This is a genomic window from Alteromonas sp. KUL42, assembly GCF_006538325.1.
Taxonomy (GTDB): domain Bacteria; phylum Pseudomonadota; class Gammaproteobacteria; order Enterobacterales; family Alteromonadaceae; genus Alteromonas.
Genome location: NZ_BJKK01000004.1, coordinates 176401 through 200759, shown reverse-complemented (window position 1 = coordinate 200759; position 24359 = coordinate 176401). Strand labels below are relative to the sequence as shown.

At 42.7% G+C, this 24359-nt stretch carries 19 protein-coding genes; 11 read left to right on the top strand and 8 right to left on the bottom strand.

What is annotated here, in order from left to right:
- The 3 genes from EYR97_RS08050 to EYR97_RS08040 form a co-directional block, all read right to left on the bottom strand.
- Positions 1–810, bottom strand: a complete 810-nt coding sequence (locus EYR97_RS08050) for an ABC transporter substrate-binding protein (protein ID WP_131093330.1) — start codon at positions 808–810, stop codon at positions 1–3.
- Positions 811–1152: 342 nt separating this feature from the next.
- Positions 1153–1617: a thioredoxin-dependent thiol peroxidase gene (gene bcp, locus EYR97_RS08045; RefSeq protein WP_131093329.1), complete on the bottom strand. Its 465-nt coding sequence runs from the start codon at positions 1615–1617 to the stop codon at positions 1153–1155.
- On the bottom strand, positions 1595–2158 hold the full coding sequence (locus EYR97_RS08040; protein WP_131093328.1) for a glycine cleavage system protein R: 564 nt from the start codon (positions 2156–2158) through the stop codon (positions 1595–1597). Before EYR97_RS08040 ends, bcp begins: the two co-directional genes overlap by 23 nt.
- Before the next feature lie 179 nt (positions 2159–2337).
- Here EYR97_RS08040 and dapA point away from each other — a divergent pair, with 179 nt between their 5' ends.
- The 5 genes from dapA (at position 2338) to EYR97_RS08015 (ending at position 8633) form a co-directional block, all read left to right on the top strand.
- Positions 2338–3222, top strand: coding sequence for a 4-hydroxy-tetrahydrodipicolinate synthase (gene dapA / locus EYR97_RS08035; protein ID WP_131093327.1), 885 nt, complete (start codon positions 2338–2340; stop codon positions 3220–3222).
- Between the two features lie 12 nt (positions 3223–3234).
- Positions 3235–4338 (top strand): outer membrane protein assembly factor BamC, encoded by a 1104-nt coding sequence (bamC, locus tag EYR97_RS08030; RefSeq protein ID WP_131093326.1) that lies wholly within the window; start codon positions 3235–3237, stop codon positions 4336–4338.
- A 12-nt stretch (positions 4339–4350) separates the two neighbouring features.
- Positions 4351–5064 carry a phosphoribosylaminoimidazolesuccinocarboxamide synthase gene (purC, locus tag EYR97_RS08025; RefSeq protein WP_131093325.1) on the top strand — a complete coding sequence of 238 codons (714 nt, stop codon included), beginning with the start codon at positions 4351–4353 and terminating at the stop codon, positions 5062–5064.
- Positions 5065–5266: 202 nt separating this feature from the next.
- A complete protein-coding gene (locus EYR97_RS08020) occupies positions 5267–6160 on the top strand; it encodes a DMT family transporter (protein ID WP_131093324.1) in 894 nt (297 codons plus the stop codon).
- Between the two features lie 124 nt (positions 6161–6284).
- On the top strand, positions 6285–8633 hold the full coding sequence (locus tag EYR97_RS08015; RefSeq protein ID WP_131093323.1) for an EAL domain-containing protein: 2349 nt from the start codon (positions 6285–6287) through the stop codon (positions 8631–8633).
- 47 nt (positions 8634–8680) lie between these two features.
- Here EYR97_RS08015 and EYR97_RS08010 read toward each other — a convergent pair whose 3' ends face one another.
- Complete coding sequence (locus EYR97_RS08010; protein WP_131093322.1) at positions 8681–9778, bottom strand: NADH:flavin oxidoreductase; 1098 nt, start codon at positions 9776–9778, stop codon at positions 8681–8683.
- A gap of 216 nt (positions 9779–9994) precedes the next feature.
- On the opposite strand from EYR97_RS08010, the gene EYR97_RS08005 reads away from it, so the two are divergent.
- Entirely contained in the window at positions 9995–10876 is an 882-nt protein-coding gene (locus tag EYR97_RS08005) for a diguanylate cyclase (protein WP_131093321.1), read from the top strand.
- Between the two features lie 93 nt (positions 10877–10969).
- Here the strand turns inward: EYR97_RS08005 and yfaE are convergent, their stop codons facing one another.
- The 4 genes from yfaE to ubiG form a co-directional block, all read right to left on the bottom strand.
- Positions 10970–11242, bottom strand: coding sequence for a class I ribonucleotide reductase maintenance protein YfaE (gene yfaE, locus EYR97_RS08000; RefSeq protein ID WP_131093320.1), 273 nt, complete (start codon positions 11240–11242; stop codon positions 10970–10972).
- A gap of 12 nt (positions 11243–11254) precedes the next feature.
- Positions 11255–12385 (bottom strand): class Ia ribonucleoside-diphosphate reductase subunit beta, encoded by a 1131-nt coding sequence (nrdB, locus tag EYR97_RS07995; RefSeq protein ID WP_131093319.1) that lies wholly within the window; start codon positions 12383–12385, stop codon positions 11255–11257.
- A 124-nt stretch (positions 12386–12509) separates the two neighbouring features.
- Positions 12510–14831, bottom strand: coding sequence for a class 1a ribonucleoside-diphosphate reductase subunit alpha (gene nrdA, locus EYR97_RS07990; protein WP_131093318.1), 2322 nt, complete (start codon positions 14829–14831; stop codon positions 12510–12512).
- Between the two features lie 610 nt (positions 14832–15441).
- On the bottom strand, positions 15442–16146 hold the full coding sequence (gene ubiG, locus EYR97_RS07985) for a bifunctional 2-polyprenyl-6-hydroxyphenol methylase/3-demethylubiquinol 3-O-methyltransferase UbiG (RefSeq protein WP_131093317.1): 705 nt from the start codon (positions 16144–16146) through the stop codon (positions 15442–15444).
- Between the two features lie 305 nt (positions 16147–16451).
- Between ubiG and gyrA the strand changes: the two genes are divergently transcribed.
- The 5 genes from gyrA (at position 16452) to rpsA (ending at position 24294) form a co-directional block, all read left to right on the top strand.
- A complete protein-coding gene (gene gyrA / locus EYR97_RS07980) occupies positions 16452–19166 on the top strand; it encodes a DNA topoisomerase (ATP-hydrolyzing) subunit A (protein ID WP_131093316.1) in 2715 nt (904 codons plus the stop codon).
- Positions 19167–19312: 146 nt separating this feature from the next.
- Positions 19313–20398, top strand: coding sequence for a 3-phosphoserine/phosphohydroxythreonine transaminase (gene serC / locus EYR97_RS07975; RefSeq protein ID WP_131093315.1), 1086 nt, complete (start codon positions 19313–19315; stop codon positions 20396–20398).
- Between the two features lie 2 nt (positions 20399–20400).
- Positions 20401–21684, top strand: a complete 1284-nt coding sequence (gene aroA, locus EYR97_RS07970; protein WP_131093314.1) for a 3-phosphoshikimate 1-carboxyvinyltransferase — start codon at positions 20401–20403, stop codon at positions 21682–21684.
- Between the two features lie 149 nt (positions 21685–21833).
- Complete coding sequence (gene cmk, locus EYR97_RS07965) at positions 21834–22505, top strand: (d)CMP kinase (protein ID WP_131093313.1); 672 nt, start codon at positions 21834–21836, stop codon at positions 22503–22505.
- A gap of 118 nt (positions 22506–22623) precedes the next feature.
- The gene (gene rpsA, locus EYR97_RS07960; protein WP_131093312.1) at positions 22624–24294 is read left to right on the top strand and encodes a 30S ribosomal protein S1; all 1671 of its coding nucleotides are present in this window, start codon (positions 22624–22626) and stop codon (positions 24292–24294) included.
- Positions 24295–24359 lie beyond the last annotated feature (65 nt).

Below are 24359 nucleotides of genomic sequence, written 5' to 3'. Positions count from 1 at the left end.
TTAATACTTAGCCGCACCATCAACACAGCGTTTGGTTTGGGCTGTACTTGACGTATTACTATCTTTATTGACTGGTACGTACTTGGAAACGATGGATTCAATTAATCCATTGGCTTTTATCTGATCTAAAGCGTGTTGTAGCTTGCTCACTAACTCAGGGTTAGTGTTTTTATTCAAAGCTAAGTAATTGGCGACCAAAGCAATGTCTTTTAATTGTATGACAGGCTCGATATCTTTTGGCTTCAAGTTGACTTGTGTTAACTGAGAACTCAACGTAAGGGAAGACCCAATGATCAAATCGAGCTTGCCCTGTTCGAACATGGACATGTCTTCGTGCTTTTTTGAGAAAGTTAGATAATTGTTTGCTTCATTCAGTCCAATTCGTTGCAATATGTTTTCATAGATGTCACTACGTGGAATACCTACCGTATAGTTTTTCAGGGCATTGTAGTCATCTGCGGCAATGTCTCTCCTAGTCGTTAGCTTATAAAAACACGAATAGCTGGACACAATAGGGCCTACCCATATGAAGTTGTCCTCTCGCTCGTTAATCCGTGCCGTGGAGTAAAGCCCACTATTGGGTCGCCTTTTTACGCTGTCCATGGCGCGTTTCCACGGGTAAAGGCTGAACGAACAATCGATATTTGCTTGTTTACAGGCTAGTGACAATAGATCGGTGTTAATGCCAACGATTTTATCTTCTTGAACAAAGTTGTAAGGAGGAAAGGATTCTGTAAACAGCTCAATCTCAGCAGCACTGCAGGCATATGTTAAAAAGAAAATGGCAAATGCTGTTAATCTGTATTTCATTTCTTACTCGGTTTGATAATGCTTAACCATGATTAAAATACGTTGAGCATAGCGCTTTATGATCAGACTTTTGCTCGTACACATATTACTCGCCTGAATGAAAGAGTTGGATATCAACGACTAACCGTTTATATCGAAGATTTTGTTTTATAGATCATAGGCTAGCTTATAAATTGTAGCATTTAGTCAACATTTGAAAAGTTTTAGAAATTTTCATTAGCTTGATCAAAAGGAAACACTTCCACTAAATACCTTTTACTGGTTTCTACAAAAAGGCCCCAATCGCAATAGAGCAGAGGGGCCTTTTCAGTAACGGGTAGCTATGCGTATAACGGTTATCAATTAGCTATTTAGATAGTCTAGAACAACAGTGTGGTGTTCCTTTGTTTTGAACTTTGTAAATACGTGTTCTATCGTTCCATTTTCATCAATAAGGAAAGTAAGGCGATGAATGCCATCGTACTCTTTACCCATAAATTTTTTCGGACCCCACACGCCGAATGCGTCAGCAACAGCGTGTTCTTCGTCAGACAGAAGCGTAAAATTTAAATTTTCTTTCTCAATAAATTTAGGTAAGCGCTTCACTGCGTCAGGGCTTATACCTAGTACTACCACATTCTTGGCAGTTAACTGGTCATATACATCGCGTAAGCCTTGGGCTTGAACGGTGCAGCCCGGCGTCATGGCTTTGGGGTAAAAATAGACGAGAACTTTTTTCCCTTCGAAGTCAGCAAGGGAAACGGTTTCGTCGTTTTGGTTCTGCAATGAGAATTGCGGTGCATTATCACCAGCTTGTAACGTTTTCATTGGGATCCTTTTTCTGTTTGTCTACAACTTTGCCTGTTAGGTTTAACGAAGCAAATAGGGCCATTAGATCAGATTCTAAGGCATCTAAATCATCGGTGGCTGGAAGTGAAACCACAAACTTGCAGCGCATGTTATCTTTGTTCGTGGCTTTATCTTTAAATGTTCGTTGTCGAAATGCACTTATCATGGCATGGCGCTGCGCAAAGAAGCCCGTTACGGCTTTTATCAAGCCTGCCGCATCCTCACCACTAAATTCGACATTGAACAAATGCTCTAGGTTTTGTTTTTCATGATGACTGGTGCGCTTCATCATAGACAGTAAGTCCAAACGCTGAAAAACCGCAGGCAAGATACATTCGGCTTTGGTTACCGCGGGTTGAGTACCTTCAATGATCATGGTGAGCGAGAATTCGCGACCATATATAGCCTGTCTGCTGTCCAGAATATTGCACTGGGCTTCTGATACCGTGCTGGCTATCTCACTTAAAATGCCGCTTTTGTCTGTCCCTAGAACGGTAACGATAAGTTGGTGTTTAGACATCTACTTTATCTTTAAAGCTTATAATATCTGGATGTTAGCACAGAGTTTTTTTATAAGTCAGTGCCTTTTTCGGGTGTTCATATAAGATATTGTCAAATACTTGCCATTTTAGGTGCGCTATCACTTGTGTTTAAGCACCGACATATTTACCATGTGCGCTCACATTTTGCGGAGAGATTATGTTTACTGGTAGTTACGTAGCACTCGTCACGCCGATGTTTCAAAACGGCGATATTGATTACAAGTCTCTAGAGAAGCTTGTTGCTTTTCATGTTGAGCAAGGCACTCACGGCATTGTCTCTGTTGGAACTACGGGCGAATCTGCAACGCTTCCTTTTGATGAGCATGTTACTGTGGTTAAAGAAACAGTGGCAATGGCCGCTGGCGCAATTCCAGTTATCGCTGGTAGTGGCGCAAACTCAACCGCAGAGGCAATTTTCCTCACAGAACAGTTAGGTAGCGCCGGTATCAACGGTTTCCTCAGTGTTGTTCCTTATTACAACAAGCCGCAGCAAGCCGGCATGATCGCTCACTTCAACGCTATTGCTGATGCTAGCGACCTCCCAGTAATACTTTACAATGTACCTGGTAGAACCGTCGCAGACATGCTACCTGAAACAGTAGCTGAATTGGCGACACACAAGAACATCGTCGGCCTTAAAGATGCAACAGGTAGCATTGCGCGTTTAAAGCAAACCCAACCTCTTGTTCCTGATGACTTTGTATTGTTGAGTGGCGATGACGGCACCAGCTGCGAGTTTCTGTGCGAAGGTGGACATGGCGTTATTTCAGTGACGGCGAATATCGTGCCCAAAGCAATATCACAAATGTGTGAAGCGGCGTTGAAAGGCGAATTTGACAAGTGCCGAGACATCGACAGCACGATTTCACTGCTCCATAGCGAGCTATTTATTGAGCCAAATCCTGTAATGCCGAAGTGGGCGTTGTACAAAATGGGCATGATGGAGAGTGCTGTAATGCGATTACCTATGGTTTTACCGGAACTATCAAGCCAAAAACGTATCGAAGAACTATTAAAAAAATACGCATTGATTTCTGGTTAATAAGGAACACAGATGAAAAGAACGCTGGCTATGGCAAGTACAGTGGCAATGGTTGCACTTGCAGGTTGTTCAAGCCAATTAGATAGAAAGACTGCTTCTGGTAGTTACGAATATCTCAATATCCAAGAACAAGAAGTACTTAAAGTACCCTCAGAATTAGATTCTCCTGAATTTTCACGTGAGTTTGCACTGCCTGAAGTGGGTCAGACTGTTGACGGAAAGTTAGTTGGAAAGTCACTTGCTGTTCAGTCACCTTCATTGGTTCTTCCTTTGGTGACGGGCTCACATGTTGAGGAAGGTAAAGGCACTGCTACAATTTGGTTCGACCAAGTTGATGACAGTCAACCTCTGAGCCAAGCGATTTGGAATTCACTGCTTAGCTTTCTCGACGAACAGGGCATAGGCGTCGACAGCTTCAGTGCCGAAGAGCAAGTGCTTATCACAGATTGGATGATCATCACGAAAGAAGTAGACGGTCCTTGGTATAGTGTTATCGATGAAGAAAGTGAAATCGGACGCCGTTTTGAATTCAGTTTGGACGTTAAGCCTCACGGACGTAGTGCATCTTTAACTGTAGATTTGAAAGACTACCTACAAACAGTGGGCAATGATGTTATAGCAGAGGTGTCTTCACTTCAGGAGCGTCGCGAAGAAGTTGACGTGCTAAATCAAGTTATTGGGCATTATGAATATCAAATTCAACTTGCCGAAACGCGCCGTATAGCGCTTATACGACAAGGTATCAAAACTGAAATGGGCTTTAACGCAGATGGTGAGCCAGCCTATGTTGTTGACGCCAAGTATGATGTTGCCTGGCCAAGAATGCAGTTAGTATTGCGTAAGCTTGGTTTTGACGTAAAAGATTTAGACAAATCGAACGGTTTACTGTTTGTGACCTATAATGGTGATCAAGGCAGTTGGTGGGACGGTTTGTTCTCAAGTGATAAAGAGATCCTAGAAAAAGGAGACTATCGCTTGAAAATTGCCAGAGCGGGTGCAGAGCGCACAACCGTTACTTTCATGAACAATGAGAGTAAACCGTTTGAAGCAAATCAGGTTTCCGACCTTTACAGTGCGTTCGCTGAGGTCATGTCAGAAGATAACCTTGATATATAACTGAGACTGAGAATGGAAAAACGCGATGAGCTTTACCGCGGTAAAGCAAAAACAGTTTATTACACCGATGATAGTGATAAGCTAATTCTTCACTTTAGAAACGACACGTCGGCATTCGATGGTGAAAAGATTGAGCAACTTGAACGAAAAGGTGAAGTAAACAATAAGTTTAATCACTTCATTATGACAAAGCTTGAAGAAGCGGGTATTGCTACGCAAGTAGAAGCCCTTGTTTCTGATACTGAGTCTTTGGTTAAGAAGCTCGATATGATCCCTGTTGAGTGCGTTGTGAGAAACCTGTCTGCGGGTTCGTTAGTTCGCAGACTAGGTGTTGAAGAAGGCAAAGAGCTAAATCCGCCTATCTTCGAGTTTTTCCTGAAAAATGACGCTTTACACGATCCAATGGTCAACGACTTCCACATCATTTCATTCGGTTGGGCGACAGAAGCACAAATCGCTGAAATGAAAGCGTTGACCTTCAAAGTTAACAGTGTGCTTAAAGCGCTGTTTGACGAAGCAGGTATGCTACTTGTCGATTACAAACTAGAGTTTGGTGTGGATAAGGACGGTAATATCGTGTTGGGTGATGAGTTTACACCAGATGGTTGCCGTTTGTGGGATAAAGAAACCCGTAAGAAAATGGATAAAGACCGTTTTAGACAAGGTCTAGGTTCTGTAGTGGAAACCTATATCGAAGTTGCTGAGCGTTTGGGTTTATCTCTGTAAATCATACAGCCCGTCAGTTTGCTGATTCAGTAACCTGATAATCACTCAAGAAGAGGACCAGTCGGTCCTCTTTTTTTTGTAAATAGGCAATTTCTCTAGATACTCACTATGAATATTTATTAGACTGGTATTCTGATAACCTTTGCTCTCAAAAGCAGCTTGAACGAATTTATTGTGCAAATGGCTACTAAAGGATGTATAGGTGGTAAAAACGATATTATTAGTCGCATTAGCGATGCTTGCATTTGCTGCAAATTCACTGCTTTGCAGAATGGCCTTAAGTACAACGAATATTAACCCCGCTACCTTTACTACTGTTCGCATAATAAGTGGCGCTTTTGCGCTCATTTTGTTGTCGGCGTGGATAACACATAAAAATAAGTTAATAGCCAATACCATAAAAGCGACATCAGATGTTGGTTTAACTACTAGGCTCAAAGCAAATGCGAGTATTGTTGGTGGCGTTTCTCTTTTTATTTACGCAGTGTGTTTTTCATTTGCTTATGTTTCCATGTCGACGGGAGCAGGGGCGTTGTTATTATTTGGCTCAGTGCAGTTAACAATGATTGGTAGTGGCTTTATCAAAGGTGAGCGTTTTAACTGGGCTCAATGGATGGGGTTTATTTTAGCATTCTCAGGGCTCATTACTTTGTTGCTACCTAGTGCCACTGCACCAACATTCATGTCGAGCATGTTAATGGCTACAGCGGGTATTGCTTGGGGAGTTTACTCCATTATTGGTAAACGAAGTTCGTCGGCATTACTCGCTACAACAGGGAATTTTACACTGGCTAGCTTACTTTGTGGCGTAATTATAGTGCATTCTTTGTTTTTTAGTTATACCACAGCCCCAGTAAGTCAAAGTGGGGTGTTGTACGCCATTGCATCGGGTGTACTTGCATCAGCGTTTGGATACGCTATGTGGTACACGGCTTTGCCACTTATTAAATCAACTTCAGCCGCTACAGTGCAGTTAAGTGTACCTGTGCTTGCAACGCTGATGGGGTGGGCATTTTTGGAAGAGCAAGCCACATTGCAAATTATCCTCGCTTCTATAATGACCTTAGGTGGGATATTTTTCGTACTAAGGCGATGAAAAGTAAGTTTTAATTAGGGTTTATTAATGTGTGTTGACCACAAAAATGAGGTTCTTTGACGTGGGTATTTTGCTAGACTAAGTCGAATTATGTGAAGTTTGTTATTTTATGTAGGGTACACGCTTGATTACTCCACCCAAGCTTTCCAATGAGTTAGATAGGCTTAAGACACTTGCTAGACTAAAAATTATAGACACTGAGCCTGAAGAGCGTTTTGATAGAATAACTAGGTTGGCACAACAGCTTTTCAACTGTGACTATGCGTCTATCTCTTTGGTAGATGGTGAACGTCAATGGTTTAAGTCGTCAGTCAATCTGGACATAAAAGAAACGTCAAGAGAGATAGCATTTTGTGCTCATGCCATAACGCAGAAGCACTATCTCATTGTGCCAGATACACTTGAGGACGAACGCTTTTCTAACAGTCCGCTAGTACTTGAAGAGCCTAATATTCGTTTTTATGCTGGTGTTAAATTAGTCGTTGAAGGGCATGCCATTGGTACCTTATGTGTGTTTGGCAAGCAACCTCGGGATTTTTCTGAGCAACACATTGCTCAACTCAACGATCTGGGTAAGATGGTTGAGTCAGAACTGTCTCGCCAAGACTCCCAACATCTGCTTAAAGAACTTGCTATATACCAATCTCAATTCGAAGAAACTCAAAAGCTAACCCGTGTGAGAAGTGCTTTACTTGAAAAAGTGGTGTCATCTGAGCCCGTTGAAGTGGTGTTGAGTAAAATAGTTGAGGCTATCGAAAGCGAATATCCAGAACAGATTTGCAGTATATTGTTGTTAGAAGACAACAAGTTAAAAATGGGGGCTGCACCTTCGTTACCGTTTTTTTATAACGAAGCAATTGATGGAGTAGAAATTGGCCCAGGTGTTGGTTCCTGCGGAAATACAGCCTTTACTAACGAGCTCACCATAGTTGAAGATATTTCTACACATCCGTTTTGGCAAGCATGGGCAGAACTTGCTAAACAGGCGAATTTAGCATCTTGTTGGTCACAACCTATTTGTGGGGCTAACAATGAAGTATTAGGCACGTTTGCGGTTTACCACGAATATCAGTCCTGCCCTACGAGTGATGCACTCAAATTAATTGAACAATTTGCCCACATTGCAAGTATTGCAATTGAAAGGGAACGAGCCAATAGACTCATATGGCAACAAGCGAATTTTGATGTTCTTACTTCATTACCCAATCGAAATTTAATGGAAGAGCAGTTAAAGCATCTAATTGCTTCAGCAAGACGGGATAACACCTCGGTTGCAGTGCTTTTTCTCGATTTAGATAATTTTAAAGAAGTGAACGACACTTTGGGACACGATGTAGGAGATTTGCTACTGGTTGAGGTCGCAAAAAGAATCGAAGATAACATAAGGCAAGAGGACACAGCGTCAAGGCTAGGTGGAGATGAATTCGTTATTCTACTTGGCTGCATAACAGAGTCTCTCGTTCTCGATAAAATAATCCAAAAGTTACTCAGAGTTATTTCAGAGCCATATTCACTTAATCAAAAGCGCATGCATACTAGTGTGAGTATTGGGGTAACTTTGTATCCCGATGACGGAGACTGTGTAACTACTTTGTTGAAAAATGCCGACCAAGCCATGTATGGGGCAAAAGCGCAGGGTAAAAACAGTCATCAATTCTATTCCAAAGGCATGCAAGAGCAAGCGTTGAAGCGATTAGCTGTGAAGAACGACCTTAGATACGCTATTGATCACCAGCAGTTTTACTTGGAATATCAACCCATCGTCAATATACACACCAATACTATTTCAAAAGCAGAAGCCCTAATTCGGTGGAACCATCCTGAGCGAGGCTTAGTGAGACCTGACGAGTTTATTCCCATTGCTGAAGAGTCTGGTGCCATTATTGAGATAAGTAATTGGGTATTTGAGCAAGTAAGTGCCGACGCGTTAGAGTGGCGTAAACAGTGTTGCCCGAATTTGCAGATAAGCATAAATACCTCGCCTAGTCACTACTTTAGTCGCGATCCAAATATTATGGAGTGGCTACAGGTCTTGCTAGATAAAGGGCTTCCGCCCAATGCTGTATTACTTGAAATTACCGAAAACCTGCTGATGGATGCCAATAGTCTCGTGACAAAAAAACTATTTCAATTCCGCCAAGCGGGTGTGGGAATAGCGCTAGACGATTTTGGTACTGGCTTCTCCTCTATTTCTTATTTAAAGAAATTCCCAACTGACTTTATCAAAATTGACAGAAGCTTTGTGCACTCTATGACAGAGGTAAGCAACGATAAAGTACTGTGTGAGGCCATTATCGTTATGGCCAAAAAGTTGGGTATTAAAGTGGTTGCTGAAGGCATTGAAACACGGGAACAACTAAAGATATTAAAGGCAATGGGATGTGATTACGGGCAGGGGTACTGGTTCTCAAAACCGCTGGCTAAGGATGCGTTTGAATCACTGTTAAAAGCTAAATGTGCTACAAAATTATAACAACGAAGTGTAGCTTGGTATCACAAACTACACTTCGTTCATCTATCCTATGACAAGGTTGCCAACGCTTTGCCAGAGTATTGCTCAAGCTCATCTGTGCGGTTTTCTTTTATCTTGTTCGCCCAGTTGGGATCTTGTAACAAGGCACGCCCAACAGCGACTAAATCAAACTCTCCGGCATCTAAGCGTTCTAGTAAGTCGTCAACTGCACGTGTGCTCGAGTCTTGGCCTTGAAACGCACCAAAGAAATCGTCGTTAAGTCCTACTGAGCCAACCGTGATAGTCGGTTTACCTGTGATTTTTTTAGTCCAACCCGCTAAGTTAAGCTCACTATTTTCAAACTCATTTTCCCAGTAACGGCGCTGTGAGCAGTGGAAGATATCCACACCAGCATCACTCAATGGAGTAAGAAATTGCTCTAACTCTTGCGGAGTATGCGCAAGACGGGCAGTGTAGTCTTGTTGTTTCCACTGCGAGTAACGCAATACAATAGGGAAGTCTGGGGATGTTGCCGCGCGAATAGCTTTGACAATTTCAACCGCAAAGCGACCTCTGTTTTCCATGCTTCCGCCCCAACTGTCTGTACGTTGGTTGGTACCTTCCCAGAAGAATTGGTCAATCAAGTAACCATGAGCACCGTGAATCTCAACACCATCCATGCCAATGGCTTTCGCATCTGCTGCCGCTTGTGCAAATGCGGAAATAACCGACTCGATATGCGCTACCGTCATTGGCTCAGCACCCTGTTTACCCGGTTTGAATAAACCAGATGGGCCAGCGCTTGGTAGTTCTGGAAAAGGTGCTTTCTCCGCAACACGTGCCATGCCTACGTGCCACAACTGAGGCATGATTTTACCTCCTACGCTGTGCACTTCATTTACCACATTTTGCCAGCCAGTAAGTGCCGATTCGCCGTGGAATTGAGGGATATTTGCATCCATGGTCGCAACTTTATCGTTGACCGTTGTACCTTCAGTAATAATAAGGCCTGTACCGCCTTGTGCACGTCTTTTGTAGTAGCCAGCGACATCGCTTGTAGGGACGCCATTAGGAGAAAACTGTCGTGTCATGGGAGCCATCACGATACGGTTGTCTAGTGAAAGACCCTTGTTTTTAAAAGGGGTGAACAAGGTTGTGTTTGCCATTTTTGATCCTACGAAAACGTTTACTTTATTACGTGATAGTAAAGTTGGGGATGGTGAAGTCAATTTTCAATTAGTGATAGAATGTTATAAGTGACGCTCACACAGATCGTTTTATTATACAAATAGCAGTATTTAGGTGTTTTTTTACCCTCTGAACTTAATTTAGACGTTTATTTCTGGTTATACTAGCGGCGTGAAGTTCACAGAAAAACAATAATGAAAACTATAACAAACCAAGCACTTGAACCTGTAATTAACAATATTGATAAAGCAATTCAGTCCCATAGATTTTGGGTGAGGTCAATTATGCACACATTAGTCTGTGATGAAGAGCCTTCCTCAAAAGATTTGTCTGAAAGCGCACATAAATTGTGTGAATTTGGCTGTTGGTATTATGGACCTCAACCTGAAAAATTAGAGCGTCTTCAAGCCTATGCAGTTATTGAAACCCATCACATAAACTTGCATGTAGCTACTGCTGAACTTTTGAGAAAGAAAATATCTAATGTGGTAATTTCTCAAGAAGATCTAGATGTTTTTTTCGGTCATATTGACTTATTTTTGAACACCTTAGAACAGTTTAGACGTGAAGTTTATACTCTTCTGTACAACCGTGATCCCTTAACTGGCGTGTTTAATAGGCGTTCATTTGACGAAGAGTTAAACAAGCTCCAAGACTTAGTGAGTAAAGATGCTAATCTCGCGTGCATAGTTATCCTTGATCTTGATTACTTTAAGAAAATAAATGACTCTTTTGGTCATACAAAAGGGGATGAAGTTCTTAGGCAAACTGCCGAGGTTGTTCAACAAAAACTGAGGAATATCGATAAAGTGTTTCGATATGGTGGTGAAGAATTTGTTATTTCACTTCTTCATACTTCTAAAGCTGAAGCCTATCAAGTTGCTGAGAGAATCAGAGAAAGTATTGCGTCAATGAATATTGTTTTTGAAGGAAATTCAGTAAATGTTACAGCGTCGTTTGGTATAGCAGAAGTGGCTTCTAATATTAACGCCGAGCAAGCTGTCGTTTTGGCTGACAAAGCCCTTTATCAAGCAAAGAAAAATGGCAGAAACAGGGTCGAGATATTTGAATGCTAAATCGCCTTGAAACCTAGTGTATTAGGCAGGTATTGAACTAATGCTTTAGGGCGATAGCTATTAGCTTATATGCCAAAAAGTGCTGTGTTATCGCTATAAAGGTACTTTAATTTTAAGTGGCGTTTTTGCTACGCAACAACAAGGCAGGATTTCATCGTCGTCAATGAAGGCGAGGGGATCAGTGGTATACTCAACTTCGCCTTCTATCAAGGTAGTGCGACACGCACCACAAAACCCTTCGCGGCAATGATAATGAATATGCACATTGGCAGATTCAAGCGCGCTAAGTAAGGTTTTATCAGTGGGGGCGTCAATCGCACCCACATCGACAATGTCGATGCGGTGCGATGGATTTTCATTACTCATTAAGCCGTAGAATTACAGCTCAAAATCAGCAAAGTCGTCTTCACTTACCGCAGAATCAATTTGACCTACTAGATAAGAGCTAATTTCAGACTCCTGAGGGGCAACTTGTACGTTGTCAGAGTTAAGGTAACTGTTCATCCATGGAAGTGGGTTGCTGCTAATGTCAAATGGCGCATCTAGGCCAATGGCAGACATGCGTTGGTTAGCAATGTATTCAACATACTGACACAGAATTTCTTTGTTCAAGCCAAGCATTGAACCGTTTTTGAACAGATAATCTGCCCATTGTTTTTCTTGCTCAACCGCATTCATAAAAATTTCGCGGGCTTCGTCTTTGCACTCTTCTGCAATTTGCGCCATGTCTGGGTCATCTTTACCTTTCGCCCATAAGTTCAACACGTGCTGTGTTGACGATAGGTGCAGGTTTTCATCACGCGCAATTAAGCGGATGATTTTAGAGTTTCCTTCCATAAGCTTGCGCTCAGCAAACGCGAATGTACACGCAAAAGACACATAAAAGCGAATGGCTTCCAATGCATTCACTGAGTTCATGCAAAGGAATAATTTTTTCTTTAATTCATACATGTTGATAGTGTGAGCTACACCGTCTACCGTGTGAATACCTTCGCCTTGTGTTTGCCAAAGTTGTGTCGCAAAAATAAGGTCATCGTAGTACTTAGAAATGTCCGCAGCACGGCGCTTAATTTCTTCGTTAACCACAATATCTTCAAAAATTTCACTAGGATCTGAGAAAAGGTTGCGCAAAATATGGGTATAAGAGCGAGAGTGAATAGTCTCGAAAAACGACCATGTTTCTACCCAAGTTTCAAGTTCAGGCAATGAAATGATTGGCAAAAACGCAATGTTGGGGCTTCGGCCCTGCACTGAATCAAGCAAAGTCTGGTACTTTAGGTTAGAGATGAAAATGTGTTTTTCTGGATCGGTTAACTTTTGAAAATCAACGCGGTCTCTTGATACGTCCACTTCTTCTGGTCGCCAAAAAAAGCTAATTTGTTTTTCAATAAGCTTTTCAAATATGGCGTGCTTTTGCTGGTCGTAGCGAGCAACATTTACGGGGTTACCGAAAAACATTGGCTCAACCAATGGGTTTGTACTTTCCTGATTAAACGTAGTGTATTTCATGATGGCCTAACTAAAACTCAGTGATTAACGCGTGTTATTGTTATGTTCTTGCTGCGACTCTATTTAGGGTAAGCATGTTAACAAATGCTAGAAATGCTTACCCTGTTGTACGGGGTACGTGCAATTAAATCTTACACGCACCGCCTGCACAATCATCGTCTTCCTCAACAACTACTTCTTCTTGACGTGGTAGTGGCTCGTTTGCCTTTGCGTCCAGGGCCGAGGTATCAGATGCACCATCGCGAGTGTTATGGTAATACAGTGTTTTAACGCCAAGTTTGTACGTAGTAAGTAGGTCTTTAAGCAACAACTTCATTGGTACTTTATTACCTTCGTAACGGCTTGGATCGTAGTTAGTGTTCGCAGATATCGTTTGATCAATAAACTTCTGCATAATACCCACAAGCTGCAGGTAGCCATCGTTTGATGGAATATCCCAAAGCAATTCGTATTGGTCTTTTAACGTTTCGTACTCAGGCACAACTTGCTTAAGAACACCGTCTTTGCTTGATTTAATGCTAATGAAACCACGTGGTGGCTCTATACCATTGGTTGCATTTGAAATTTGCGAAGAAGTTTCTGACGGCATTAACGCAGACAATGTTGAGTTGCGTAGTCCGTAGGTTTTAATTTCTTCGCGAAGTGCATCCCAATCATAATGCAAAGGTTCGTTACATACACTATCAAGGTCTTTCTTATAGCTGTCGATAGGCATGATACCTTGCGAGTACGTTGTTTCATTGAATTTAGGACATGCGCCTTTTTCTTTCGCCAAATTGTTTGACGCTTTCAGTAGGTAATACTGCATAGCTTCAAAGGTGCGGTGTACAAGACCATTCGCACTGTGATCAGAGTACTTAACGCCGTTTTTCGCTAAGTAATATGCAAAGTTAATCACACCCACACCTAATGTGCGTCGGCCCATAGTCGCGTTATACGCGGCTGGAACAGGGTAGTCTTGATAGTCGAGCAAGTTGTCGAGTGCACGTACAGCTAAGTCTGCTAGTTCTTCAAACTCATCAAGTGATTTAATTGCACCAAGGTTAAATGCAGATAACGTACAAAGCGCAATCTCACCGTTTTCATCATTAACATGTTGAAGCGGTTTAGTAGGTAGTGCAATTTCTAAACAAAGGTTACTTTGACGAACTGGCGCAACTTCAGGGTTGAACGGGCTATGCGTATTACAGTGGTCAACGTTCTGCAAATAGATGCGGCCTGTGCTTGCGCGTTCTTGCATGAATAAGCTAAACAGTTCCATCGCTTTGATTTGCTTCTTACGGATGCTGTCATCGTTTTCGTACTTCACATAAAGTTCTTCAAACTTCGCTTGATCAGCAAAGAACGCATCGTAGAGACCTGGAACATCTGATGGGCTGAATAATGAAATATAACCATCTTTCATCATGCGCTGGTACATCAGCTTGTTAAACTGCACACCGTAATCGAGGTGACGTACACGGTTCTCTTCTACCCCTCGGTTGTTCTTCAATACTAACAGCGATTCTACTTCCATATGCCAAATTGGATAGAACAAGGTTGCAGCGCCACCGCGAACACCACCTTGAGAACAGCTTTTAACGGCTGTCTGGAAGTACTTGTAAAATGGAATACAGCCAGTGTGGAATGCTTCACCACCGCGAATTGGGCTACCTAGTGCGCGAATGCGACCTGCATTTACACCAATGCCTGCACGCTGACTTACGTATTTTACGATAGCGCTGGCTGTAGCGTTAATTGAATCAAGGCTATCGCCAGTTTCAATTAATACGCACGAGCTGAATTGGCGTGTTGGTGTACGTACACCTGCCATGATTGGCGTTGGCAGCGACAGTTTAAACGTAGAAGCGGCATCGTAGAAACGACGAATATAGTCCATACGTGTTGCTTTGTCATAATTGGCAAACAAACACGCCGCAACTAATATGTATAAAAACTGCGCGCTTTCGTAGATCTCGCCAGTAACACGGTTTTGAACAAGGTATTTACCTTCAAGCTGCTTAACGGCTGCAAAGCTGAAGTTCATATCGCGCCAGTGGTCGATATATGAATCCATTTCTGCAAATTCTTCAGCGCTATAGTCTTCAAGCAAATGTTTGTCATATTTGCCCATCTCAACCATTTTGGTCACGTGATCAAACAGGGCAGGCGGTTCAAATTGGCCATAAGATTTTTTGCGAAGGTGGAATATCGCCAGTCGAGCAGCCATATATTGATAATCTGGCGCATCTGTAGAGATAAGATCTGCCGCTGACTTAATAAGCGTCTCGTGAATTTCGCTTGTATTAATGCCGTCGTAGAATTGAATTTGCGCCTTTATTTCAACTTGTGAAACAGAGACGTTTTTAAGTCCCTTGGCTGCCCATGTAACGACCTTATGAATTTTTTCAAGGTCGATAGATTCTTTTTCACCGTTGCGTTTGGTGACAAATAAATTGTTATTCATGTTACTGGCCGTTTGTCCGTTAGCGCTTTATTGCGTGAGCTTGATGCTCTTTTATCGTTTTGATTTTTGTTTTACGTGTGTTTGTCACATCAACACTAAACGTATTTTAATGTGAGCCACACGCAAAGGCCGCCCGCTCAATATTAAAATTTACATTGAGAGAAGACTGCTAATTGTGTTCTGCTTAGTTTAAAAGTACCAGGCGGATCTGTGTTGCACGTTGCTGTGCAGATCGGTAGCGATCCCGAAAATGCGGTGTGGATCGCTCGCTGGAATAACCACAAGATAGTGAGGTTTTGACCTGATTGCAACCCAATATCTGGTGGTATTTCGAGCACTCAAACTGGCATGAAATTTACGTTAGTAACAACTAACTTTTTAGCGTTCTACAAGCTTAAATTATCGGGAATGCAAGCATTTTTCACAAAATCTTATTGCGTAAAATTAATTTATTATTAGAAACTGTTTTTTATACAAACACGACATATGGTGTTTAAAATATCACCTAAGCCCAATATGTAGTGTTGATGTTACTAACGATGTAAAGGGAAATCACCTACCGTAACACAACACATAATACGGTAGGGAAGTGGCGATAATCGATTGATAGTTAGTCTTGTGAAACAGTATACAGTAGGTAGTTTACATCAACATTGTTTGATGAGAGATAAAAGCCCTGAGAAATGGGATCCATATGAAGACCCGTTATATCACGAGGAAGCAAACCGGCCTGATCTGTCATGGCCATTAACTCAGATGGCTTAATGAATTTGCTGTGATCATGCGTGCCTTTCGGTACTAGTTTTAGAATGTACTCAGCACCAACGATTCCCATTAAGTAGGATTTGAGATTGCGATTGAGTGTTGAAAAAAATACATGACCACCTGGCTTAACTAATGACGCACATGCTTTTACAACTGACGCAGGGTCGGGCACATGTTCTAACATTTCCATACAGGTGACCACATCAAACTTACCGGCGTGCTTCTGTGCATAGTCCTCAGCTGTGGAGCAGACATAATCAACTTTAATTCCTGACTCAAGACCGTGAAGCTTAGCCACTTCTAATGAAGCCTCTGCCATATCTAACCCTGTTACGGTTGCGCCTGCGCGAGCCATTGATTCGGCGAGAATGCCGCCACCGCATCCAATGTCGATAACGTTTTTTTCAAACAAACCGCTACAGTGTTGATTTATAAAATCTAAACGCAGCGGGTTAATTAAGTGGAGTGGTTTAAACTCGCCCTCTGGATCCCACCAACGCGAGGCGAGTTCGGAAAACTTATTAATTTCTTGTTGATCGACGTTCGTCATGAGTAAAACAATCCTTAATTATTCTCTTATTAACATATCCTAATTTGTCACATCGTTTTACTGTTTTTGCTGTGAATCTGCCTTTTACCATGCTCGTGTGGGCGAATTTTAATCGCTTGCCTTCTAGTTACATAATAAGCGCAATTAAGCGCTACATAATTCTGTCATCAAGTGGTACACTCGACTTACGATTATTACCCATAAAATAATAACAGTGCGCACCTGTACAACGCTTTTAACCATCATTTAAAAGCAGTTTAAAAGGACAACGCAGAACAAACCAAGATAAAGGGATTAAGCAGTTTATGTCTGATAACGCTAAAGAAATCCTCCCCGTTAATATTGAGGAAGAGTTAAAAAACTCTTACCTTGATTACGCGATGAGCGTTATTGTCGGGCGAGCCTTGCCTGACGTAAGAGATGGCTTGAAGCCAGTGCACCGTCGTGTGCTGTTCGCAATGAACGAACTGAAAAACGACTTTAACAAGCCATACAAAAAATCTGCCCGTGTGGTAGGTGACGTTATTGGTAAATATCACCCTCACGGTGACTCCGCCGTATACGACACAATTGTTCGTATGGCTCAGCCGTTCTCACTGCGTTATATGCTGGTAGATGGTCAGGGTAACTTCGGTTCGGTAGACGGCGACTCTGCGGCTGCGATGCGTTATACCGAAGTTCGCATGGCTAAAATTGCCCATGAATTACTTGCCGATCTCGATAAAGAAACCGTTGATTTTGTACCAAACTACGACGGCACAGAACACATTCCTGAAGTTCTGCCAACCAAGGTTCCCAATCTGTTGGTAAATGGTTCATCTGGTATTGCCGTTGGTATGGCGACAAACATTCCTCCGCATAACCTAACTGAAGTGATCAACGGTTGTGTGGCGTTAATTGAAGATCCGTCAATTACCATTGATGATTTGATGACCCATATTCCAGGTCCAGATTTTCCTACCGCTGCTATGATCAGTGGTCGCAAGGGCATTGAAGATGCATATCGCACGGGGCGCGGTAAAATCTATTTGCGTGCGAAAGCGGAAATTGAAACAGACAGCAATGGTAAAGAAACCATTATTGTTAACGAAATTCCGTATCAAGTTAACAAAGCCCGCCTGATTGAAAAGATAGCCGAACTGGTTAAAGAGAAGCGAATTGAAGGTGTTTCTGCATTACGCGACGAGTCTGATAAAGACGGTATGCGTATTGTTGTTGAAGTTAAGCGCAACGAATCTGCGGAAGTATTGCTAAACCATTTGTATGCCAATACCCAACTTCAAACGGTATTCGGTATCAATATGGTTGCCCTAGACAATGGTCAGCCTAAGGTATTCAATCTTAAAGAAACACTAGAATGCTTTATTCTTCACCGTCGTGAAGTTGTCACCCGTCGTACGGTATTTGAGTTGCGCAAAGCGCGTGATCGCGCTCATATACTTGAAGGCTTGGCGATTGCGCTTGCAAACATCGACCCTATTATCGAGCTTATTAAGGCATCTCAAAGCCCTGCCGATGCTAAGAAATCACTTGTTGCACAAGGTTGGGACTTAGGTGATGTAGCGCAAATGCTTGAACGCGCTGGTGACGATGCAGCTCGCCCAGATTGGTTATTACCTGAATTTGGTATTCGCGACGGTAAATACTACCTAACAGAACAACAAGCACAAGCTATTCTAGATTTACGTTTACACAAGTTAACCGGTCTAGAGCATGAGAAAATCTTAGAAGAATATAAACAGCTTCTAGAGATTATTGCCGAATTACTACACATTCTAAATAGCCCAGAGCGTTTGATGGAAGTTATTCGCGAAGAGCTTGAAAAAGTGCGCGATGAGTTTGGTGACGAGCGTCGCACTGAAATCACAGCGGCAAGTCACGATATTGATATAGAAGATCTTATCGAACAAGAAGACGTGGTGGTTACACTGTCTCGCGAAGGTTACGTTAAGTATCAAAAACTTACCGATTACGAAGCACAGCGTCGAGGCGGTCGTGGTAAATCGGCAACGAAAATGAAAGATGAAGATATCATCGAGAAATTACTTGTTGCTAACACTCACGATCATATCTTGTGTTTCTCTACTCGTGGTCGATTGTACTGGCTGAAAGTCTATCAATTGCCATTTGCAAGCCGTAACGCACGTGGTCGCCCAATCGTTAACATTCTGCCATTAGAAGACAATGAGCGCATTACCGCTATTCTTCCTATTAAAGAATTTGAGGAAGGCAAATTTGTATTAATGGCAACGGCTAACGGTACAGTTAAGAAAACTGACTTAAGCCTATATTCACGTCCTCGTTCAAGCGGTATTATCGCCGTAAACTTAAACGAAGGTGATGAGTTAATTGGTGTTGACATTACCCACGGTGACGACGACATCATGTTATTCTCTGATGCGGGTAAAGTGGTTCGCTTTAACGAGAAATTACGTGACAGCGAAACCGGTGAAATAAAACGCGACCCAGAAACAGGTGAAGAGCTTCTAGCACTTCGTCCTATGGGACGCACCGCGACAGGTGTTCGTGGTATTCGTTTGCAAGATGGTCAAAAAGTGGTTTCACTAATTGTACCTAAAGGCGATGGCCCAATCTTAACCGCGACTGAGAACGGTTTTGGTAAGCGTACACCACTAGAAGATTACCCAGCTAAGAGCCGTGCGACACAAGGTGTGGTCTCGATTAAAGTCTCTGAACGCAATGGTAAAGTAGTGGGCGCCGTTCAAGTAGACGAAGCCAATGAAATTATGCTGATTAGCGACCAAGGTACGTTAGTTCGTACACGGGTAAGTGAAGTATCAGTAGTAGGCCGTAATACACAAGGTGTTCGACTAATACGTACAGTAGAAGGCGAACATGTAGTTGGCTTACAACGCATTGAAGAAGTAGCAGAGTTACAAGAATTTGATGAAGACGGTAACCTTATTGTTTCAGAAGATGCAACAGAACAAGCAGAAACTGCTGTTCAAGAGCAAGACAACACCGCGCAAGACGGTGAAGGCTCAACGACAGAAGAGTAGGGGTAACACGCAGTAATTTGTTGCTGCGTATTATCAGTGTTCTTTCAAACAAGCGGCTTTTGCCGCTTGTTTACCTAGTAGCCTAGTGAATTAATGTTAATTTAAATAGGACTATTAGATTCAATTTACAGGTGTTGAAAAACGCAATGAACGAGGTTTTTAACTTTTGTGCGGGCCCAGCAATGCTTCCTAAAGAGGTAATGCAAAAAGCCCAAGCTGAATTCACAAATTGGCGCGACTTAGGCTGTTCTGTTATGGAAGTAAGCCATCGCGGTAAAGATTTCATCGAAATTGCCGCAAAGGCAGAACAAGATCTTCGTGAACTCATGTCTATTCCATCAAACTATCATGTACTTTTCACTCATGGTGGCGGTCGTGGTCAGTTTGCCGCTGTTCCATTAAACCTCTCAGGTAATAATGACAAGAGTCTCCACTTAGTGAGTGGTTCATGGTCTAAAGGTGCTGTTGACGAAGCCAGCAAGTACAACAATGCAATTGTTGTCGGTAATGTTTCAGAAAAAGACGGAATGCAGTTCGTTGCGAACCCTTCATTAAGCGACATTGATCAAACAGCGGCGTATTACCACTTTTGCCCAAATGAAACGGTTGATGGTATCGCTTTTGACTGGCTACCAGAGTCAGGTGACGTCCCACTCGTATCAGACATGTCGTCTACTATTTTGTCTAAACCTATTGATGTTGCCAAGCACGGTGTTATCTACGCCGGTGCACAGAAAAATATAGGCCCAAGTGGTTTATCTGTGGTAATTGTTCGCGAAGATTTAGTCGGTAATGCACGTAAAGAAACACCGTCTATTTTTGACTACGCATTGGCTGCAAAATCTGATTCAATGTACAACACCCCGCCTACGTTTTCGTGGTATTTGGCAGGGCTTGTTTTTGAATGGCTAAAAGATGTTGGCGGTGTTGAAGCTATGGCTAAACGCAACGCAGAGAAAGCCGCATTACTATATTCAGCGATTGATAGTTCAGATTTTTACTCAAGCAAAGTACATCCAGATTGCCGTTCTAAAATGAACGTACCTTTTCATCTTGCAGATCCAGAGTTAGATAGTCTGTTTCTAAAACAGTCTCAAGAAGCAGGGTTACTTGCATTAAAAGGGCACAGAATTGTAGGTGGTATGCGCGCGAGTATCTACAACGCAATGCCTATCGAAGGTGTTGTGGCATTGGTTGAATTTATGCGTGAATTTGAAAGGGTGAATGGCTAATCATGGAGCAACTAACATTAGACCCGATTGCAAAAGTTTCGGGCGTAGTCAATGTACCAGGCTCAAAGAGTTTGTCTAACCGCGCATTACTGCTAGCCGCATTGGCAGAAGGTGAAACAGAACTGACTAATTTGTTAGACAGCGATGATATTTCACACATGCTTAATGCGCTTACTAAGTTGGGTGTAAATTACCAACTTAACGACGACAAAACACGCTGTGTCGTACAAGGCAATAATGGTGCGTTTGATGTAGCTGAGCCTTTAGAGCTCTTCTTAGGCAATGCAGGTACTGCGATGCGCCCTTTGTGCGCGGCACTTGCTGCTAGCAATGTCGATACGGTCTTAACAGGCGAGCCACGCATGGAAGAGCGCCCCATAGGCGATCTTGTCGATGCACTTCGCGAAGCTGATGCAGACATAACGTATCTTAAAAGCGAAGGTTTTCCGCCATTGCAAATCAAAGGTAAAATCTTAAATGGCGGTGAAATGACAGTAGATGGCAGTGTTTCTAGTCAATTTTTGACAGCATTGTTAATGGCTGCACCATTGTTTAACGGCGACGTTGTTATTCGTATAAAGGGCGAGTTAGTGTCAAAGCCATACATCGATATTACCCTTGATACCATGGCGAAGTTTGGAGTGTCAGTGCAAAATGATAGCTATCAAACGTTTACGATAAGTGGCAGTGCTAAGTATGTGGCACCAGGTAAATTTATGGTGGAAGGAGATGCGTCGAGTGCATCTTACTTTTTAGCTGCTGGTGCAATAAAGGGTGGAACTGTACGTGTTACCGGTATTGGTAAAAATAGTATTCAGGGTGACATCCGTTTTGCAGATGTACTTGAAGCGATGGGGGCTAAAGTTACGTGGCATGACGAATACGTCGAGGTAACCGGGGCACCACTTAAAGGAATAAATATGGATATGAACCATATTCCCGATGCGGCAATGACCATTGCTACCACCGCACTTTTCGCTGACGGTCCGACAACCATGACCAATATCTATAATTGGCGAGTAAAAGAAACTGACCGTTTAAATGCAATGGCAACAGAGTTGCAAAAACTCGGTGCAAAAGTAGAAGAAGGGCACGACTACATAACAGTATGGCCAACAGAACACATCAAACATGCGGAAATTGACACATACAACGACCATCGTATTGCAATGTGTTTCTCTTTGGTTGCACTGAGCGATACGCCCGTCACTATTAATGACCCGGGTTGTACACGCAAAACCTTTCCTGACTATTTTAAGCGCTTTAAGACACTATATAGTGCGTAGATAGAATATGCCGTTCAACACGTTTGTGCAATTTGATCCATGTCAGAATTAGCGTAGTGTTCAATGCCACCCTTGCGTGGTGGCATTGCTTATCTTGAACTTACGCGTATAATTGCGCGCGATTTTTGTAATTTGATGATGGAGCAGGTATGCATTCCACACCCGTAGTCACGGTTGACGGTCCTAGTGGCGCTGGTAAAGGTACATTAAGTAGCCTTCTGGCAACAAAATTAGGGTGGCACTTTTTAGATAGCGGCGCAATTTACCGCGTTCTAGCAGTTGCCGCATTACACCACGACCTTCCGTGTGATGATGAAGAATGTGTTGTTCCCCTAGCAACCGGTCTTGATGTGAGCTTCGAGACGAACGATAACGCTACGCGAATTATTCTTGAAGGCGAAGACGTTACAGACGACATTCGCACCGAAGAAGTTGGCGCCGTTGCATCTAAAGTGGCCGCGTTACCTCGTGTACGTGAAGCTTTGCTACGCCGACAGCGCGCTTTCCAACAAGAGCCAGGCCTAGTTGCTGATGGACGTGACATGGGCACAGTGGTATTTCCTGACGCCAAGGTGAAGATTTTTCTTACCGCAAGCGCAGAAGCCCGTGCAGAACGTCGATACAGTCAGTTGAAAGCGAAAGGTATGGATGTTAATATTGCGCGCCTTTTGACCGATATCAAAGCCAGAGATGAGCGTGATACTCAGCGCGCAGTGGCTCCCTTGGTACCGGCACAAGATGCTGTAATTATAGATTCAACGGACTTGGATATTGACCAAGTCTTTGAAAAAGCGATGGATATTATTTCCTCACGCCTTTAATGACGAGAGCTAATCGCATCCAAAGCAGTGTTGCCACAGGACGTAGCGACTAATTTTAATAACCCCACGTTGTCCGGATAAGAAGCGTGGATATCAACTTAAAAGTTATTTGAGACTTATGACTGAAAATTTTGCACAACTTTTTGAAGAAAGCTTACAAGAACTAGAAACACGTCCTGGTTCAATTGTAAAAGGTACTGTTGTTTCTATCGATAAAGACATCGTTCTTGTAGACGCTGGCTTGAAATCAGAAAGTGCTATCCCAGCTGACCAATTCAAAAACGCTGAAGGCGAACTAGAAATCGCTATCGGTGACGAAGTAGACGTAGCACTCGATGCTGTTGAAGATGGTTTCGGTGAAACTATCCTATCTCGCGAAAAAGCGAAGCGTCACGAAGCGTGGGTTGAGCTGGAAAAAGCTTACGAAGATAAAGTCACAATTAAAGGCGTTATCAACGGTAAAGTTAAAGGCGGTTTCACTGTTGAAGTTAACAGTGTGCGCGCATTCCTTCCTGGTTCACTTGTTGACGTACGTCCAGTTCGTGACACAACACACCTTGAAGGCAAAGAGCTTGAATTTAAAGTTATCAAGCTTGACGCTAAGCGTAACAACGTTGTTGTTTCTCGTCGTGCAGTTATCGAAGCAGAAAGCAGCGCAGAACGTGAATCACTTCTTTCTAACCTTGAAGAAGGTCATGAAATCAAAGGTATCGTTAAGAACCTTACTGATTACGGTGCGTTCGTTGACCTTGGTGGCGTAGATGGTCTTCTACACATCACTGATATGGCTTGGAAGCGCGTTAAGCACCCAAGCGAAATCGTAAATGTTGGTGATGAAATCAACGTTAAAGTACTTAAGTTCGACAAAGACAAGCAACGCGTATCTCTTGGTATGAAGCAAATGGGCAACGATCCATGGCAAGAAATTGCTTCTCGTTACCCAGAAGGCACTAAGATCAACGGTCAGGTTACTAACCTAACTGATTACGGCTGTTTCGTAGAAATAGAAGACGGCGTTGAAGGTCTAGTACACGTTTCTGAAATGGATTGGACTAACAAGAACATCCACCCATCTAAAGTTGTTAACCTAGGTGACACTGTAGATGTTATGGTTCTTGAAATCGACGAAGAGCGTCGTCGTATTTCTCTTGGTCTTAAGCAGTGTATTGCTAATCCTTGGGAAACATTTGCTGAGTCACACGAAAAAGGTGACAAAGTATCTGGTAAGATCAAGTCAATCACTGACTTTGGTATCTTTATCGGCCTAGACGGCGGCATCGACGGTCTAGTTCACCTTTCTGACATCAGCTGGAACAAGACTGGTGAAGACGCGGTTCGCGACTACAAGAAAGGCGACGAAATCTCTGCAGTTGTACTACAAGTCGACCCAGAGCGTGAGCGTATCTCTCTTGGCGTTAAGCAAATCGAAGAAGATCCTTTCAACAAGTATCTGACAGATAACAAGAAAGGTGCTATCGTTACTGGTACAGTAACAGCAGTTGATGCCAAAGGTGTTACTGTAAACCTAGCTGAAGAAGTTGACGGTTACATCCGCGTTGCAGATCTTGCTGTAGAGCGTGTTGAAGACGCAACTGAAATTGCAAGCGTTGGTGATAGCATTGAAGCGAAGTTCATGGGTGTAGACCGTAAGAACCGCACTGTTAACCTATCTGTTAAAGCGAAAGATCAGGCTGACGAAAAAGAAGCTATCGATAAAGTTAACCAACAAGAAGATGTTGGTTTCGCTAACGCGATGGCAGAAGCATTCAAAGCTGCTAAAGGCGAATAATGCTTTTGTGGGTGTGCATTTGCACACCCAATTCGCGATAGCTGTTTAAACAATAATATTGACAA